At 66.1% G+C, this 16,309-nt stretch carries 13 protein-coding genes; 5 read left to right on the forward strand and 8 right to left on the reverse strand.

Features of this window, described 5'->3' with window-relative positions:
• Nucleotides 1-37: 37 nt before the first annotated feature.
• The 4 genes from coaBC to ASD87_RS17930 all read right to left on the reverse strand — a co-directional run bounded on the left by coaBC (nt 38) and on the right by ASD87_RS17930 (nt 5,746).
• The gene (gene coaBC, locus ASD87_RS17915; protein ID WP_056324402.1) at nt 38-1,234 is read right to left on the reverse strand and encodes a bifunctional phosphopantothenoylcysteine decarboxylase/phosphopantothenate--cysteine ligase CoaBC; all 1,197 of its coding nucleotides are present in this window, start codon (nt 1,232-1,234) and stop codon (nt 38-40) included.
• 156 nt (nt 1,235-1,390) lie between these two features.
• Complete coding sequence (lspA, locus tag ASD87_RS17920; RefSeq protein WP_056324404.1) at nt 1,391-1,921, reverse strand: signal peptidase II; 531 nt, start codon at nt 1,919-1,921, stop codon at nt 1,391-1,393.
• Between the two features lie 2 nt (nt 1,922-1,923).
• The gene (gene ileS / locus ASD87_RS17925) at nt 1,924-4,791 is read right to left on the reverse strand and encodes an isoleucine--tRNA ligase (RefSeq protein WP_056324407.1); all 2,868 of its coding nucleotides are present in this window, start codon (nt 4,789-4,791) and stop codon (nt 1,924-1,926) included.
• Complete coding sequence (locus tag ASD87_RS17930; RefSeq protein ID WP_056324410.1) at nt 4,781-5,746, reverse strand: bifunctional riboflavin kinase/FAD synthetase; 966 nt, start codon at nt 5,744-5,746, stop codon at nt 4,781-4,783. The genes ileS and ASD87_RS17930 overlap by 11 nt, the downstream gene beginning before the upstream one ends.
• Before the next feature lie 158 nt (nt 5,747-5,904).
• Between ASD87_RS17930 and purN the strand changes: the two genes are divergently transcribed.
• Together purN and ASD87_RS26980 are read left to right on the forward strand one after the other, a co-directional pair.
• Nucleotides 5,905-6,561 carry a phosphoribosylglycinamide formyltransferase gene (purN, locus tag ASD87_RS17935; protein WP_172802195.1) on the forward strand — a complete coding sequence of 219 codons (657 nt, stop codon included), beginning with the start codon at nt 5,905-5,907 and terminating at the stop codon, nt 6,559-6,561.
• Between the two features lie 838 nt (nt 6,562-7,399).
• Nucleotides 7,400-8,761 (forward strand): RsmB/NOP family class I SAM-dependent RNA methyltransferase, encoded by a 1,362-nt coding sequence (locus tag ASD87_RS26980; protein ID WP_156403462.1) that lies wholly within the window; start codon nt 7,400-7,402, stop codon nt 8,759-8,761.
• Here the strand turns inward: ASD87_RS26980 and ASD87_RS17945 are convergent.
• Together ASD87_RS17945 and ASD87_RS27630 are read right to left on the reverse strand one after the other, a co-directional pair.
• Nucleotides 8,745-9,125 carry a hypothetical protein gene (locus tag ASD87_RS17945; protein ID WP_227741253.1) on the reverse strand — a complete coding sequence of 127 codons (381 nt, stop codon included), beginning with the start codon at nt 9,123-9,125 and terminating at the stop codon, nt 8,745-8,747. The genes ASD87_RS26980 and ASD87_RS17945 overlap by 17 nt on opposite strands.
• A 342-nt stretch (nt 9,126-9,467) precedes the next feature.
• On the reverse strand, nt 9,468-9,644 hold the full coding sequence (locus ASD87_RS27630; protein ID WP_369818562.1) for a hypothetical protein: 177 nt from the start codon (nt 9,642-9,644) through the stop codon (nt 9,468-9,470).
• On the opposite strand from ASD87_RS27630, the gene ASD87_RS17950 reads away from it, so the two are divergent.
• Genes ASD87_RS17950 through ASD87_RS17960 form a run of 3 tightly spaced genes read left to right on the forward strand, consistent with a single transcriptional unit; the run spans nt 9,564 to nt 13,302 of the window.
• A complete protein-coding gene (locus ASD87_RS17950) occupies nt 9,564-10,700 on the forward strand; it encodes a fatty acid desaturase (RefSeq protein ID WP_369818561.1) in 1,137 nt (378 codons plus the stop codon). The genes ASD87_RS27630 and ASD87_RS17950 overlap by 81 nt on opposite strands.
• Complete coding sequence (locus ASD87_RS17955; RefSeq protein WP_056324422.1) at nt 10,697-12,991, forward strand: UvrD-helicase domain-containing protein; 2,295 nt, start codon at nt 10,697-10,699, stop codon at nt 12,989-12,991. The genes ASD87_RS17950 and ASD87_RS17955 overlap by 4 nt, the downstream gene beginning before the upstream one ends.
• 5 nt (nt 12,992-12,996) lie before the next feature.
• The gene (locus tag ASD87_RS17960; RefSeq protein ID WP_056324424.1) at nt 12,997-13,302 is read left to right on the forward strand and encodes a chorismate mutase; all 306 of its coding nucleotides are present in this window, start codon (nt 12,997-12,999) and stop codon (nt 13,300-13,302) included.
• Nucleotides 13,303-13,442: 140 nt separating this feature from the next.
• On the opposite strand, the gene ASD87_RS17965 is transcribed toward ASD87_RS17960, so the two are convergent.
• Together ASD87_RS17965 and prmB are read right to left on the reverse strand one after the other, a co-directional pair.
• The gene (locus ASD87_RS17965) at nt 13,443-15,377 is read right to left on the reverse strand and encodes an ABC-F family ATP-binding cassette domain-containing protein (RefSeq protein ID WP_156403452.1); all 1,935 of its coding nucleotides are present in this window, start codon (nt 15,375-15,377) and stop codon (nt 13,443-13,445) included.
• The gene (prmB, locus tag ASD87_RS17970; protein ID WP_056324427.1) at nt 15,374-16,279 is read right to left on the reverse strand and encodes a 50S ribosomal protein L3 N(5)-glutamine methyltransferase; all 906 of its coding nucleotides are present in this window, start codon (nt 16,277-16,279) and stop codon (nt 15,374-15,376) included. Before prmB ends, ASD87_RS17965 begins: the two co-directional genes overlap by 4 nt.
• Between the last annotated feature and the right edge of the window lie 30 nt (nt 16,280-16,309).

A 16,309-nucleotide genomic window follows, 5' to 3' on the forward strand; every position in this document is an offset into this window, starting at 1 on the left:
CGCCTTAATGCAAGCCGGGGTATCCGAGATGCCCCGGTCAGGCTGGCATGCGCGCCGCGATTTCGGCGATAAGACGGCGCGCGGCGTCCAGCTTGTTGCCGGCCGGCAGCGGGTGAGTGCCTTGGGCATCGAACAGCACCAGCTCGGTGGTGTCGGCGTCCATCACCTTGTGCGCCAGATTGCCCACCAGCAGCGGAATGCCCTTGCGCGTGCGCTTGGCTTCAGCGTGCTCGGCCAGCTTTTCCGTTTCGGCGGCAAAGCCGACGCACCACGGGCCGTTCTCAAGCTTGGCCACTTCGGCCAGGATGTCCGGATTGGGTTCGAATTCCATCACCGGCGCGCCGCCGCCTTCGCTGGTTTTCTTGAGCTTTTGCGTGCTGACGTTTTTCACGCGCCAGTCGGCCACGGCGGCCACGGCAATGAAGATGTCCGCGTCGCCCACGCTGGCCATGACGGCGTCGTGCATCTGGCGGGCGGTCATGACGGGCAGGGCGGTCACGCCGCGAGGAATGGGCAGGAAGGTCGCGCCAGTGATCAGCGTGACGCGGGCGCCGGCTTCGCGCGCGGCGCGCGCCAGCGCGTAGCCCGTCTTGCCGGATGACCGGTTGCTCAGCACGCGCACCGGGTCCACGGGTTCGGACGTGGGGCCGGCGGTCAGCAGCACGTGGCGGCCGGCAAGCAGTTTGGGCTGAAAGAAGGCGATCAGGTCGGTCAGGAGCTCATGCGCTTCCAGCATCCGGCCATCGCCGGTCTCGCCGCAGGCCTGTTCGCCCGCCGCGGGTCCCAGCACCGTGACGCCGTCGCCGCGAAGGGTCTCGACGTTGCGCTGCGTGGCCGGGTTGGCCCACATCTCGCGATTCATGGCTGGCGCCACCAGCAGCGGACAGGCACGCGCCAGACATAGCGTGGACAGCAGGTCGTCGGCCAGTCCGTGCGCCACCTTTGCCATGAAGTCGGCGCTGGCGGGTGCGATCAGCACGGCGTCCGCGCCGCGCGTCAGGTCGATGTGCGCCATGTTGTTGGGCACCCGGGCGTCCCAGGCGTCCACGAACACGGGGCGGCCCGACAGCGCCTGCATGGTGACCGGCGTGATGAAGTGCGTGGCCGCCTCGGTCATCACCACGTCCACCGTGGCGCCTTGTTCGGTCAGGCGCCGCACCAGCTCGGCGATTTTGTAGCAGGCGATGCCCCCGGTCAGGCCAAGGACGATGCGTTTGCGGGCGAGATCGAGCATGAGGGCGTGGCGGCGGGTTCAGCGCCGTGTAATCGAGGAATTGGAAGGGATTTTATTCTGCATTGCCGCAACGCGCCGTTCGTCATGGATTAGAGGGGGCATCAATGCAGACGAAAACCGCTGGAAACGAAAGGGGGGCAACATGCCCCCCTTTTGTCATGCTTGCGGCTTGCGGGCGCGCAGCAGTTCGTCCAGCACCAGCAGCACCGCGCCGCAGGTGATGCCGACGTCGGCCAGATTGAAGGCGGGGAACTGCCAGTCGTTCCAGTAGAAGAGCAGAAAGTCCACCACGTGGCCATACACCACGCGGTCGATGACGTTGCCGATGGCGCCGCCCAAGATCAGCGTCAGCGCCAGGCAAAAGCGCGGCTGGCCGTGCGTGCGGCGCAGCATCCAGACGATGACCACCGCTGCCACGCAACCCAGGCCGGTGAAGAGCCAGCGCTGCCAGCCTTCTTCGGAGGCCAGGAAGCTGAAGGCTGCCCCGCGGTTGAACACCAGCGTGAAGTCAAAGAAAGGCAGGATGTTGACGCGCTCGCCGTACTGGAAGGCCGTGTTGAAGTAGATCTTGGTCAACTGGTCCAGCACGATGATCAGCAAGGCCAGCGCCAGCCAGCCGCCCACGCGCGCCGGCGCGGCGCGGGCGGGGGAGGCGTCCGTCACCCCGTGTTCGGAGGGGCGGGTCATGTTCAAGCCTTGTCGCGGGCTTCGCCCGAGCCGAACAGGTTGGACACGCAGCGGCCGCAGATCTCGGGATGATCGGCGTCCTGGCCCACATCAAGGCGCCAGTGCCAGCAGCGTTCGCACTTCTTGTGAGCCGACGGCGTGACCTCGATGCGGGTTTCGCCTTCGCCAGCGTGCACGGTGGCGCGCGAGACAATCAGCACGAAACGCAGGTCGTCGCCCAGGCTGGCCAGCAATTGCTGGTCTTCGCCGTTGGCGTACAGGTCGACCTCGGCTTGCAGCGACGAACCGATGTCGCCCGCCGTGCGCACTTCTTCCAGCTTGCGCTGGACCTCGGCGCGGATGGCGCGCAGGCGCGCCCACTTGGCGGTCAGCGTCTCGGCGTCGGCAAACGGCGGCAGCACGTGATAGACCTCGGTGAAGATCGTCGTGCGGGCCGCATCGGCCTGGTTCTTCAGGGCCGAAGCCGCCAGTTCCTTCCAGGCCTCTTCGGCCGTGAACGATAGGATGGGCGCCATCAGCTTGAGCAGCGTCTGCGTCACATCCAGCAGGGCCGTCTGCGCCGAGCGGCGCGCGCGGCTGTCCGGCGCGGACGTGTACAGGCGGTCCTTCAGGATGTCCAGATAGAACGCGCCCAGGTCTTCGGAGCAGAAGGTCTGCAGGCGCGAGACGGCCGGATGGAAATCGTAGCGCTCGTAGTTCGCTTGGACTTCCGCCTGCATCTGCGCCGTCATGGCGAGCGCGTAGCGGTCGATCTCGAAGAGCTCGCCGTAGGGCACCGATTGCGACACGGCGTCGAAGTCGGCCAGGTTGGCCAGCAGGAAGCGCAGCGTGTTGCGGATGCGGCGATAGCCTTCCACGACGCGCTTGAGAATCTCGTCCGAGATGGAGAGCTCGCCGGAATAATCGGTGGACGCGACCCACAGGCGCAGGATTTCGGCGCCCAGGGAATCGGACACCTTCTGCGGGGCAATCACGTTGCCGACCGACTTGCTCATCTTGCGGCCCTGGCCGTCCACGACGAAGCCGTGCGTCAGCAGGGCTTTGTAGGGCGGCTGGCCGTAGAGCATGCAGCCAGTCAGCAGCGACGAATGGAACCAGCCGCGATGCTGGTCCGAGCCTTCCAGATAGAGGTCGGCGGGCCAGCCGAGTTCGGCGCCGTGCGAGCCGGCGAATTCGCCGTCCTTGCCGCCCAGCACCGTGGCGTGCGTGCTGCCCGAGTCGAACCACACGTCGAGCGTGTCGCGGTTCTTTTCGTACTGGTCGGCTTCGTCGCCCAGAAGCTCGCGGGGATCGAGCGCCTGCCAGGCCTCGATGCCGCCTTGTTCGACGCGCTGCGCCACCTGTTCAAGCAGCTCGGACGTGCGCGGATGCAGCTCGCCGGTTTCCTTGTGGACGAAGAACGCCATCGGCACGCCCCACTGGCGCTGACGCGACAGGGTCCAGTCCGGGCGGTTGGCGATCATGGCATGCAGGCGTGCGCGGCCCCAGGCAGGGTAGAACGCCGTGGCATCGATGCCGGCCAGCGCCGTTTCGCGCAGGGTCGGGTTGCCGTCCTTGGGCGCGACGTCCATGCCGGCGAACCATTGGCTGGTCGCGCGGTAGATGATGGGCGTCTTGTGGCGCCAGCAGTGCATGTAGCTGTGCTTGTGCTTTTCGACGTGCATCAGCGCGCCGGCTTCCTTGAGGGCTTCGACGATCTTGGGATTCGCGTCCCAGATCGACAGGCCGCCAAAGAGCGCCAGGCTCTCGACGTACTTGCCGTCGCCCATGACCGGGCTGATGAAGTCGGTGTCCTTCATGCCGTGCTCCTTGCACGACATGAAGTCTTCGATACCGTAGGCAGGCGCCGAATGCACCACGCCAGTGCCGGAGTCGGCCGTGACGTAGTCGCCCAGGTAGACGGGCGCCTTGCGGTCGTAGGCGGCGTTGAACTGCGCCAGCGGGTGGCGGAATTCGATGCCGGACAGCGCCTGGCCGGGCGCCGTGGCGATGACTTCGCCTTCGAGCGCCCAGGACTTCAGGCAGTCTTCGACGCGTTCCTTGGCGATGAGCAGCAGGGGGCCGAACTTGGGCGTGATTTCGGACGTGACCCGCACCAGCGCGTATTCGATTTCCGGATGCACGTTCAGCGCCTGGTTGGACGGGATGGTCCAGGGCGTGGTCGTCCAGATCACGATGGCGCCGTCTTCGACCGATTCCAGGCCGAAGGCCTTGGCCAGTTTGGCGGGTTCGGCAAACGGGAAGGCCACGTCGACAGCCGGGTCCACGCGATCGGCGTATTCCACCTCGGCTTCGGCAAGCGCCGAACCGCAGTCAAAACACCAGTTCACGGGCTTTAAGCCGCGGAATACATAGCCCTTGTCCAGGATACGGCCCAAGGCGCGGATCTCGTCGGCCTCGTTGCTGTAGTTCATCGTCATGTACGGACGATCCCATTCGCCCAGCACGCCCAGGCGCTTGAAGTCCTTGCGCTGGCGGTCGATCTGCTCGAGCGCGTAGGCCCGTGCCTTGGACTGCACTTCCGCCACGGGCAGGTGCTTGCCGTATTTCTTTTCGATCTGGATCTCGATGGGCATGCCGTGGCAATCCCAGCCCGGCACGTAGTGCGCGTCGTAGCCGGCCATGTTGCGGCTCTTGACGATGATGTCCTTCAGGATCTTGTTGACCGCGTGGCCGATGTGAATGTCGCCGTTCGCATAGGGCGGGCCGTCATGCAGGACGAAGCGGGGCCGGCCGCGGCTGGCCGCACGGATCGCCTGGTAGACGTGGTTTTCCTCCCATTGCGCAATCCAGGCGGGCTCGCGCTTGGCGAGGTCGCCCCGCATGGGGAAGGGAGTATCGGGCAGGTTGAGGGTCTTTTTATAGTCCATGAACGGCAAAATAGGCGCGCGCGTTTCGCGCGTCTTCGGCGATGGCGGCAGTCAGGGAAGGGAGATCAGGAAATTTTTCTTCGTCCCGCAGCTTTTGCAGGAATTCGACGCGTACGAGTTTACCGTATGCGTTGACGGTCTCATCGAGCAAGTGTGACTCAAGCAGCACTCTGCCGCGGTCCTCGACCGTCGGCCGCACGCCCAGGCTTGCCACCGCAGGCAGCGCGCGGTCGGCCAACCCGTGAACCTGCACCACGTAGATGCCCGAACGCGCGGCGCATCTTTCGGCCACGCGCAGGTTCATCGTGGGATAGCCCAGGGTCCGGCCAAGCTTCTGGCCGTGGATGACGTGGCCGCTGATATGGAAGGGGTGTCCCAGCAGATGACGGGCGCGCTCCAGGTCGCCCACCGCCAGCGCGGTGCGGACCTCGGAGCTGGAAATGCGGTGGCCTTGGCGGTCCGTGACATCGGCCAGCGTCTGGACCTCGAAACCATGCACCATGCCGGCCTCGCGCAGCAGATCGATGTCGCCGCTGCGCTTGTGCCCGAAACGAAAGTCCTCGCCCACCAGCAGCCATTTGGTCTGCAAGCCCTGCACCAGCAGGTGTTCGATGAAGGCATTGGCCGACATTTCAGCCAGCTGGGCATTGAAGCGCTCGACCACGACCTGCGTGATGCCGTAGCGTGCCAGCGCGGCCAGCTTGTCGCGCAGCCCGGAAATGCGGGTCGGCGCCAGTTCCGGACGCTGGTTCAGGGTGGCGAAATACTCCCGCGGGTGCGGCTCGAAGGTCATCACGGCCGGGGTGAGACCGCGTTCGCGGGCCACCTGGCAGACGCGGGCAAGCATGGCCTGGTGGCCGCGATGGACGCCGTCGAAATTGCCGATCGTGAGCGCGCAAGGGGCGCGCCGGTCGGGCGGGGGCAGGGATCGGTAGATACGCAGCGATGGTTTCACGAGCGAGAGTTTACAATTTTGGATTACGGGTTTGTTCGTATCCCGCCAGCGTCCGCTCGCGCCGGCGCTTCCGCGCTGCGCGCGCGGGTCGTTTTCCGATGCCGGATCACGGGGGCGGACCCGCCCGATTTCCCTTGGAATTCTTCATCTTGCCGGAAATATCTTCTATCAAGCGCCGCCTCGTCATCCTGATCTCGGGACGGGGCAGCAACATGCAGGCGCTGGCCGAGGCCTGCCGCGACGAGTCCTGGCCGGCGGAAATTGCCGCTGTCATCGCCAGCCGTCCCGACGCCGCCGGCCTCGAATGGGCTGCCGGCCAGGGTATCCCCACGGCCGCCCTGTATCACAAGGACTACGCAAGCCGCGAAGCCTTCGACACCGCGCTGGCCGCCGAAATCGACCGGTACGAGCCCGACTACGTCATCCTGGCTGGATTCATGCGGGTGCTCACGCCCGGTTTCGTGAATCACTACGCCGGCCGCCTGGTCAACATCCATCCTTCCTTGCTGCCCGCGTTTCCGGGGCTGCATACGCACGCCCAGGCCCTGGCGACGGGCGTGCGCGTGCATGGCTGCACCGTGCACTTCGTCACCCCGGTCCTGGACCACGGCCCCATCATTGCCCAGGGTTGCGTGCCGGTTCTGGCCGGCGACACCCCGGAGTTGCTGGCCGAGCGCGTGCTGGCCGTCGAGCACCAGGCTTTTCCGGCTGCCGTTCGCTGGCTGGCCGAAGGCCGGGTTACCCTGACAAACGATCACCGCGTGGCCGTCCAGGGCGACCCCGTGCGCCTTTTTTCCTGGACGCCGGCCGTCTGAACGGCCTGAAAAGCATTTATCGGGCGCGAGCGCCTGCGCCCCACTGGACTACACCATGACCAAACCCCAATCCCCGCGTTCCCGGCTGGCCGGCTCCTTCGGCGCCGCCACGGAAGGCCGCGACGGCCGATCCTTCTTCTCCCGCCCCAAGGGCGACGCCCGCAAACCGGCGCCCCGCGACCGGTCCGAATCCGGCGACCGCGCCCGTGACGATCGCGGTGGCGATCGCGGCGGCTACGGCCAGGAGCGCGGCGAAGCCCGCGGYGGCGACCGCAATTCGTAYRGCCAGGATCGCCGCGAAGGCCAGGGCCGCCCGGATTCGCGCTCGTCCTTTGGCGGGCAGCGTGGCGAAGGCCGCGGTGGCGACCGCAATTCGTACGGCCAGGATCGCCGAGAAGGCCAGGGACGCCCGGATTCGCGCTCGTCCTTCGGCGGCCCGCGTGGCGAAGGCCGCGGCGGCGACCGCAATTCRTACAGCCAGGATCGCCGCGAAGGCCAGGGYCGCYCGGATTCCCGCGCGTCTTTCGGCGGCCCACGTGGCGAAGGCCGCGGTGGCGACCGCAATTCGTATGGCCAGGATCGGCGCGAAGGCCAGGGCCGTCTGGATTCCCGCGCGTCTTTCGGCGGCCCGCGTGGCGAAGGCCGCGGTGGCGACCGCAATTCGTACGGCCAGGACCGCCGCGAAGGCCAGGGCCGCCCGGATTCCCGTTCCTTCGATTCCCGTGCCTCCAGCGGTCAACGTGGCGAATACCGCGGCGGCGATCACGCCCCGCAAAAGCCCCAATCCAACCGCCCGCGCCTCTCGCACGGAGCCATCCGCATCGACCAGGTGCAGCGCGTGCTGGGCGAGATCCTGCAATGGACCTATCCGGCCGACGCTGCGCTGTCGCACTGGCTGCGCCACCACCCGAACCTGGGCGCGCGCGACCGCTCCGAAGTCGCAGAGGCCGTTTATGACGTGCTGCGTCACCTTCGCCGCTACCGCCAATACGCGGAAAGCGGCGTCGGCCCCGCTTCACGCCGCCTGGCCATCCTGGGTCTGAATGCCACGGTGGGCGCAGAACCCCTGCAAGAGGGCATGGACGCGGCCGAAGCCGAATGGCTGCAGCGCGTGTCGCGCATCGACGTGGCAACCTTGCCCCGCGCCGTGCGCGGCAGCATTCCCGATTGGCTGGACGAGCGCCTGAGCGCTATGGAAAGCCCGGACACGCTGGTCGAGGCCTTGAACCGTCAGGCCAGCCTGGACTTGCGCGTGAACCCGCTCAAGACCGAGCGCGACGCCATGCTGGCCGAACTGCAGCAAAGCGCGGGCCGCTATGAGCCGACGGCGATGCCTTTTTCGCCGTGGGGCATCCGCATGCAAGGGCGGCCCGCCATCAACCGGTGGCCCCAATTCGAGAACGGCAGCATCGAAGTCCAGGACGAAGGCAGCCAGTTGCTCGCGCTCCTGGTCGCTCCCCGGCGCGGTGAGATGATCATCGATTTCTGCGCGGGCGCGGGCGGCAAGACGTTGCTTCTGGGCGCGCTGATGCGTTCGACCGGCCGTCTGTACGCCTTTGACGTCTCGGCGGCCCGGCTGGCGCGCGCCAAGCCCCGTTTTGCGCGCAGCGGCCTGTCGAATGTCGTGCCGGTGGTGATCGACAACGAAAACGATGCGCGCGTGAAGCGCCTGGCTGGCAAGGCGCAACGCGTGCTGGTCGATGCGCCCTGCAGCGGCATCGGCACCCTGCGCCGCAATCCGGACCTGAAATGGCGTCAGCACCCCGAGGCGCTGGCTGAACTGGGTCAGCTTCAAGAGCGCATCCTGAACAGCGCGGCGCGCTGCGTCGCGCCCGGCGGGCGTCTGGTCTACGCCACGTGCAGCCTGCTGGCCGAAGAGAACGAAGTCCAGGCCGACCGGTTTCTCGCCAGCCACCCGGATTTCGAACGCGTGGACGCCGCCGAAATCCTGGGCGCGCGGTGCGAGACCCTGAAGCTGGAAGGTCCTTACGTGCAGTTGCGCCCGGACGTGCACGGCACGGACGGGTTCTTTGCCGCCGTGTTCGAGCGCAAGAAGAAGGCAGCGGCTACCGGTGCCGCTGAAGCTTCGGAGAGCGCCGAAGACGCCAAGGAGGCGGAGTTTGCCGAGCCGGTGGCCGCCGAGGAAGCCGGCGCCGAAACGGCCTTGCAGGAGGAAGCCGGCGTCAAGGACCCGGCGTGACGCCTACCGTCGCGCTGTAGCGGCGGGTTCCGATCGTCTTGTTCTGGTACTTCACTTCCCAGGACAGGGTGTCGGAGCCCGGCCGGTCGGCCTGGTAGACCACCTGTGCCACCGGCACCGACTTGTAGGCGCAGCGCCCGGAATCGTTGGATTGTCCGCGCGTCTGCAGGATGCTGGCCTTGCCCAGCGTCGGCATCTGGGTGATCGCGACGCGCGGCGCCCGCAACGCCAGGCAGTCCGAACCACGAATCTCATAGTAAGAGGCCAGGACGGCAACGTCTCCGGACTTCAGCGTTTGCGCCTGGGCAGAGGCCGAAAACCCCACGCCAAGCGTGGCGAGGGCGATGAAAAAACGGTGACGCATTAGATTCAGGGACATTAGTGGGACAAAAGAGACAGTTTTGGGGCGCGACGGCGGGCAGTGTGCCCGGCTATCGTGGCGTCTTCAAGACGGCTGGCTTGCCTGACTGGAACTTTAATCGCCAAATGTAGCCAAAACCCGGTGCCGTTGCGAAAGTCGCAAATCTCCCTCCCGGGGGGCGTGGACACCGGAATGGCGCCGTTGAAGGCTCTGCGTGCGCCCAAAGCGCCGCGAGCGCGGCTTTTTTGGTCAAAACCGCGGCTTAGTCCTTGATTTCTCTCAATAACTATTTTGAAACTAGATTGTCATCAGACGGCTAAGGTACGCTAAACTTTCAGCCACTTCTCATGCGAGGCTCATAACAGCTTTATGGATTACATCCTCTCCTTCATTGCCGGCGGCCTGACCCAAGCTTCTTGGTGGCAGATCGTCGTTTTCACTTTGGTCGTGACGCACATCACGATTGTTGCGGTCACGGTTTTTCTCCATCGCAGCCAAGCGCACCGCGGTCTGGATCTTCATCCGGCTGTCATGCACTTCTTCCGCTTCTGGCTCTGGATGACGACCGGCATGGTCACCAAGGAATGGGTGGCCATTCACCGCAAGCATCACGCCAAATGCGAAAAAGAAGGTGACCCGCACTCGCCCATGCTGTTCGGCATCTGGAAGGTGCTGTTCCGCGGCGCGGAGCTGTACCGCGAAGAGTCGAACAACAAGGAAACCATGGCCAAGTTCGGTCACGGCACGCCTGACGACTGGCTCGAGCGCAACGTCTACAGCAAGCACAGCCTGTGGGGCGTGCTGACCATGCTCGCCATCGACATCGCCCTGTTCGGCGCCATCGGCGTCACCGTCTGGGCTGTCCAGATGGCCTGGATTCCCTTCTGGGCCGCCGGCGTCGTCAACGGCATCGGCCACTTCTGGGGCTACCGCAACTACAACAGCCCGGACACCAGCACCAACGTGTTCCCGTGGGGCATCGTGATCGGCGGCGAAGAGCTGCACAACAACCACCATGCCCACGGCACGTCTGCCAAGTTCTCGGCCAAGTGGTATGAGTTCGACATCGGCTGGTGCTACATCAACATCCTGAAGTTCTTCGGCCTGGCCAAGATCAAGAAGGTTGCGCCCAAGCTCAAGCTGGACGACTCCCGCACGGGCATCGACCTGCGCACGCTGCAAGGCGTGATCACGCACCGCTACGAAGTCATGGCCCGCTATGCGGATGTGATCAAGAGCGCCGCCCGCGAAGAGCTGGCCAAGCTGAAGGCCTCGCGCCAGGAAGGCAACGCCGAGTGCGGCTACACCAAGCTGCACAGCGTGCGCCGTGCCATCCACCGCAACGAAGAAATCCTGCAGCCCGAGCAACTGGCTGCCGTGGACAAGGCCATTGCCCAGAACAAGTCGCTGTCGACGCTGGTGCAGATGCGCCGTGAACTCGGCCGCATCTGGGAAAGCTCCAGCGCCAGCAGCGAACAACTTCTTCATGACCTGCAGGCCTGGTGCCAGCGCGCCCAGCAAAGCGGCATCGCTGGGCTTGAGCAGTTCGCTCAACATCTGCGCCGCTACGCGGCATGATGCTAGAGAAGCTCAATCCTGAACAACGCGCCGCAGTAACGTTAGAACCGCAGCACGCCCTGGTCTTGGCCGGGGCGGGCAGCGGCAAGACCCGGGTGCTCACCACCCGCATGGCCTGGCTGATTCAAACCGGCCAGGCTTCGCCTTTTGGGCTTCTGGCGGTCACGTTCACCAACAAGGCAGCCCGCGAGATGCTGGCGCGCATGTCGGCCATCCTGCCGATCGATACGCGCGGCCTCTGGATCGGCACGTTCCACGGCCTTTGCAACCGCATGCTGCGCGCGCATCACCGCGACGCAGGCCTGCCGCAGAGCTTTCAGATCCTGGACGTCACGGACCAGCTTGCGGCGATCAAGCGCCTCATGAAGGCCAACGGCGTGGATGACGAAAAGTACCCGCCCCGCGATGTGCAGCGCTTCATCAACGGCGCCAAGGAAGAGGGCCTGCGCCCCGCCGACGTCGAAGCCTACGACGCGCACCGCCGCCGCCTGATCGAGATCTACCAGCTCTACGAAGCGCAGTGCCAACGCGAAGGCGTGGTCGACTTTGCCGAGTTGCTGCTGCGCGCCTATGAGCTGCTGTCGCGCAACGCGCCCGTGCGCGAGCACTACCAGCGCCGGTTCCGCCACATCCTCGTCGACGAGTTCCAGGACACCAACACGCTGCAATACAAGTGGCTTCGCCTGCTGGCGGGCGGTGGCGCGGCCATCTTCGCCGTGGGCGACGACGACCAGTCCATCTATGCCTTCCGCGGCGCCAACGTCGGCAACATGGCCGACTTCGAGCGCGACTATGCGCATGGCACCGTGATCCGCCTGGAGCAGAACTACCGCTCGTACGGTCATATCCTGGATTCGGCCAACGCGCTCATCGGCCACAACTCGGGACGCCTGGGCAAGAATCTCTGGACCGACCAGGGCGAGGGCGAACCGGTGCGCGTCATTGAGCAGCCGTCCGATGGCATGGAAGCGCAGTGGATCGTGGACGAGATCCGTTCCCTTATCCATGAAGGCAGCGACCGCCGGGAAATCGCCGTGCTGTATCGCAGCAACGCGCAGTCGCGCGTCATCGAGCATGCCATTTTCTCGGCCGGCATCCCGTACAAGGTGTATGGCGGCCTGCGCTTTTTTGAGCGCCAGGAAATCAAGCACGCGCTGGCCTACCTGCGCCTGATGGCCAATCCGCACGACGATACGTCGTGGATGCGGGTGGTCAATTTCCCGACGCGCGGGATCGGGGCACGCACGCTCGAACAGCTGGCCGATGCCGCGCGCGAGCACGACACCAGCCTGTATGGCGCGGTAGCGCGGGTTGCGGGCAAGGGCGGATCCAATCTAGCCCAGTTCGCGCAGCTGATTCATCGGCTCATCGAAGAAACCCGCGAGCTGCCGCTGCCCGAAATGGTCGAGCACATGCTCGAGGCCAGCGGCCTGAACGCCCACTACAAGGCCGAGCGCGAAGGCGCCGAGCGGCTGGAAAACCTGAACGAACTCATCACGGCCGCGGCGGTGTTTGCGTCCGAGGAAAACTACGACGGCATGCCCGCCGGCCAGGTGCCCGACGGTGACACGTCCTCCACGCTCATGCCGGGTGTGGTGGACGCGCCGGCGGTTGCAGGCGACAACCTGACGCCCCTGGCCGCGTTCCTGTCGCATGCGGCGCTGGAGGCCGGCGACAACCAGGCCCAGCAAGGCCAGGATGCCGTCCAGCTCATGACGGTGCATGCCGCCAAGGGCCTGGAATTCGACGCCGTGTTCATCACCGGCCTGGAGGAAGGGCTGTTCCCGCACGAGAACAGCATCCTCGAGCCGGCCGGCCTGGAAGAAGAACGCCGCCTCATGTACGTGGCGATCACGCGCGCGCGGCAGCGCCTGTACATCAGCCTGGCGCAAAGCCGGATGCTGCATGGCCAGACGCGATACGCCATGCGCTCGCGCTTTCTGGATGAAATTCCCGAGCAGCACCTGAAGTGGCTGACCCCCAAGGCCGGACTGGCCCCGGTCAGCGCGACCGGCGCGGGGTGGGGCGGCGGCAACCGCGGCGATGCCTTTGGCCGCAAGCCGACCAACACCATTGCGCCGCGTCAACCCCGCGGTGTCGCCACCGGTGTCACGGTGGGCGACAAGCAGTATCGTGTGGGGCAGGGTGTGCGTCACGCGCGTTTCGGCGACGGCACGATCATCGGCCTGAGCGGCGCGGGACAGGACGCCCAGGCGGAAATCCACTTCCGCGATGTCGGCGCCAAAACCTTGGCGCTTGGCATCGCCAAGCTCGACATTGTTCAGGGTTGACACATATGGCCAACAACGATTCCCCCAAAGCCGAGCTGGCGTCCCTGCGCGCCGAAGTCGACGAGATCGACCAGCAGATCATGCTGCTGCTGGGTGTGCGGTTCCGTTGCACGGACATGATCGGCGAACTGAAAACCAACCACGGGATGGATCTGGTGGACCCCAGGCGCGAGGCCCAGCAGGTCGAGCGCATCCGGCGCCTGGCCCTGGAAGCCGGCGTGCCGCCCGATCTGGCCGAGACCATCCTGCGCGAAGTGATCGACACCGTGATCGACAACCACACCCGCCTGCGCGAGCGTCCTTACTCGTGACCGCAGGCGCGCGCCCGAGGCCTGTCAGGCAAGTGCGCGGGTATAGGCCAGCCGAAAACAGCTAGCCCAAAAAAACCGGCCCCAATTTGGGGCCGGTTTCTATTTGAAGCCCGCTTATATTTGGGCCCGCTTCTTTTGGGTCAGGCTTCGCTCTGGTCGATCTCTTCCAGCGAGCCCTGCAGCTCCAGCCACTGCTCTTCCAGTTCCCCCATGCGCTTGCCGTGTTCGCCGTGGTCCGCCATCACTTTCTGGCGCTCGGCGCGACGCGCGTCGGAATACAGGTCCGGATCGGCAATCACCGCGTCCAGGGCCGCGAGCTTGCCCCGAAGCTTTTCCATTTCGGATTCCACCTTGGCCAGCTTGGACTCCAGCGGCTTGCGCAGGGCGGACAGGCGTTGCCGCTGTTCGGCTTCGGCGCGGCGCTGCGCCTTGCGATCGACGACGGGGTCATTGCCGTTTTCGGCGTTTTCCCGCGCCTCGGCGCGTTCGTCCGCATTGCGCGCGGCCAGCCAGTCGCGGTAGTCCTCCAGGTCGCCGTCGAACTCGCGCACCGCGCCGTCCGCCACGATCCAGAAGCTGTCCACGGTAGTGCGCAGCAGATGGCGATCGTGCGACACGAGCAGCATGCTGCCGCCGAAGTCTGCCAGGGCGGTGGCCAAGGCCTCGCGCGTCTCGACGTCCAAGTGGTTGCTGGGCTCGTCCAGCAGCAGCAGATTGGGCTTCTGCCAGACGATGAGCGACAGCGCCAGGCGCGCCTTTTCGCCGCCCGACATCGGGCCCACCTTGCTGGTGACGGTATCGCCCGAGAAACCGAAACCGCCCAGGTAATTGCGCAGTTCCTGCTCGCGAGCCTCGGGCGCCAGGCGGGCCAGGTGCGCGATTGGCGTGCTGTCCACGTCCAGCATGTCGAGCTGGTGCTGGTGGAAGTATCCGATCGCCAGACCGCGCGAGGCGCGGCGCTCGCCGGCCTGCACGGGCAGTTCCTCGGCCAGGGTCTTGATCAGTGTGCTCTTGCCGGCGCCGTTGGCGCCCAGCACGCCCACGCGGGTGCCCGCGCGAACCATCAGCGTCACATCGCGCAGGATGGGCACGGCATTGCCCTCGGCGTCCGTGTAGCCCGCCGACAGATGCTCAAGCGTCAGCAGCGGATCCGGCACCTGGTCGGGTGAGGGGATGCGAATGTCGATGCCGGCTTCCGCTTGCAGCGGCGCCAGCACCTGCATGCGCGCCAACGCCTTCACGCGGCTCTGCGCCTGCTTGGCCTTGGACGCCTTGGCCTTGAAGCGGTCGATGAAGCCTTGCAGGCGGGCCGCCTCGCGTGTCTGGCGGTCGTAGGCGATGCTGGACTGGCGCAGGCGCTCGGCACGCTGCGTCAGGAAGTCGCCATAGCCGCCGCGATACCGCGTCAGCTTGGCATGGTCGAAATGCAGGATCGACCGCGCGACCGCGTCCAGGAACTCGGTGTCGTGGGAGATCAGCATGACGGTGCCTTCATAGGCGGCCAGCCATTTCTCCAGCCACAGCATCGCGTCCAGATCCAGGTGGTTGGTGGGTTCGTCCAGCAGCAACAGCTCGGACGGAGCCATCAGCGCGCGGGCCAGCGCAAGGCGCATGCGCCAGCCGCCCGAAAAGCTCTCGACCGGTTGCGTCCATTCGGCGGGCTTGAAGCCCAGGCCGGCCAGGAGTTGTTCGGCACGGGAGGCTGCGCTCCAGGCGCCGGCTTCCACCAGCGCGGCTTCCACTTCGGCGATCTGCGTGCCCTGGTCGTCGGACAGCGCCGCGCGCTGCGCCTGCAATGCGCGCAGATGCGTGTCGCCGTCGATCACGAACTCGCGGGCAGGGCGGTCGTCCGCGTGCAGTTCCTGCTCGACGCTGGCGATGCGCCAACCGGCGGGCAGCGACAAGGTGCCGGCGTCTGCGTCCAGCGCGCCGGTCAGCAGCGCGAACAGCGAGGACTTGCCCGCGCCGTTCTTGCCCACGATGCCTACCCGTTCCCCCGGGTTCACGACAAATTCGGCGCCGTCCAGCAGCACTTTCGTGCCGCGGCGCAGGGTCAATCCGTTGGCGCGTATCACAGGCTCAGTTGCTCGCGGGTAAGCAGCAGCAGCTGGTCCGAGGCTTCCTCGGTGTCCAGCCAGACGGGCGACAGCTGCGGGAAGGCGGCTTCGAAGAAATCGCGCTCATGGCCGATTTCAAGCACCAGCACGCCGTTCTCCGACAGGTATTGCGGGGCGGCTTGCAGGATGCGGCGCACGAGGTCCATGCCGTCGTCGCCGCCGGCAAGCGCCAGCTGCGGTTCGTGCAGGTATTCCTGCGGCAGGGCGCGCATCGAGCCGCTGTTCACGTAGGGAGGATTGCAGACGATCACGTCGTATTCGCGCGCGGGCAGGGCATCAAAGAGGTTGCTTTCGTGCAAATCCAGGCGGTCGGCAAGCCCGTAGTCGTCGACGTTGCGGCGCGCGACTTCCAGGGCGTCGGCGGACACGTCCACCGCGTCCACGTGCGCGTAAGGGAAGGCCAGCGCCGCCAAGATCGCCAGGCAGCCGGAGCCGGTGCACATGTCCAGCACGTTCTCCACGGCCAGCGCATCCTGCACCCACGGCGACAGCCCCTCGTCCAGCAGCTCGGCGATCGGCGAGCGCGGGACGATCACGCGCTTGTCCACGTAGAACCGGTGGCCGCGAAGCCAGGCTTCGTTCGTCAGGTACGCGGCGGGCACGCGCTCGGCCACGCGACGGTCCAGCAGGTCCAGCACACGCTCGCGCTCTTCGCGCACGACGCGTGCATCCAGGAACGGATCCAGCGTGTCCAGCGGCAGGTGCAGCGCGTGCAGGGTCAGGTAGACCGCCTCGTCCCAGGCATTGTCGCTGCCATGTCCCAGCGACACCTGGGCGCCGTTCAGGCGCGAAACGCCGTAGCGGATCAGGTCGCGCACGGTCTGCAGTTCGTCGCGGGAGGTTGCGTTCGTATCAGGCATTCAAATCACCGTCCCAGGGGGAAAACGGAA

The organism is Achromobacter sp. Root170 (assembly GCF_001428165.1).
Classification (GTDB): Bacteria; Pseudomonadota; Gammaproteobacteria; order Burkholderiales; family Burkholderiaceae_B; genus Achromobacter; species Achromobacter mucicolens.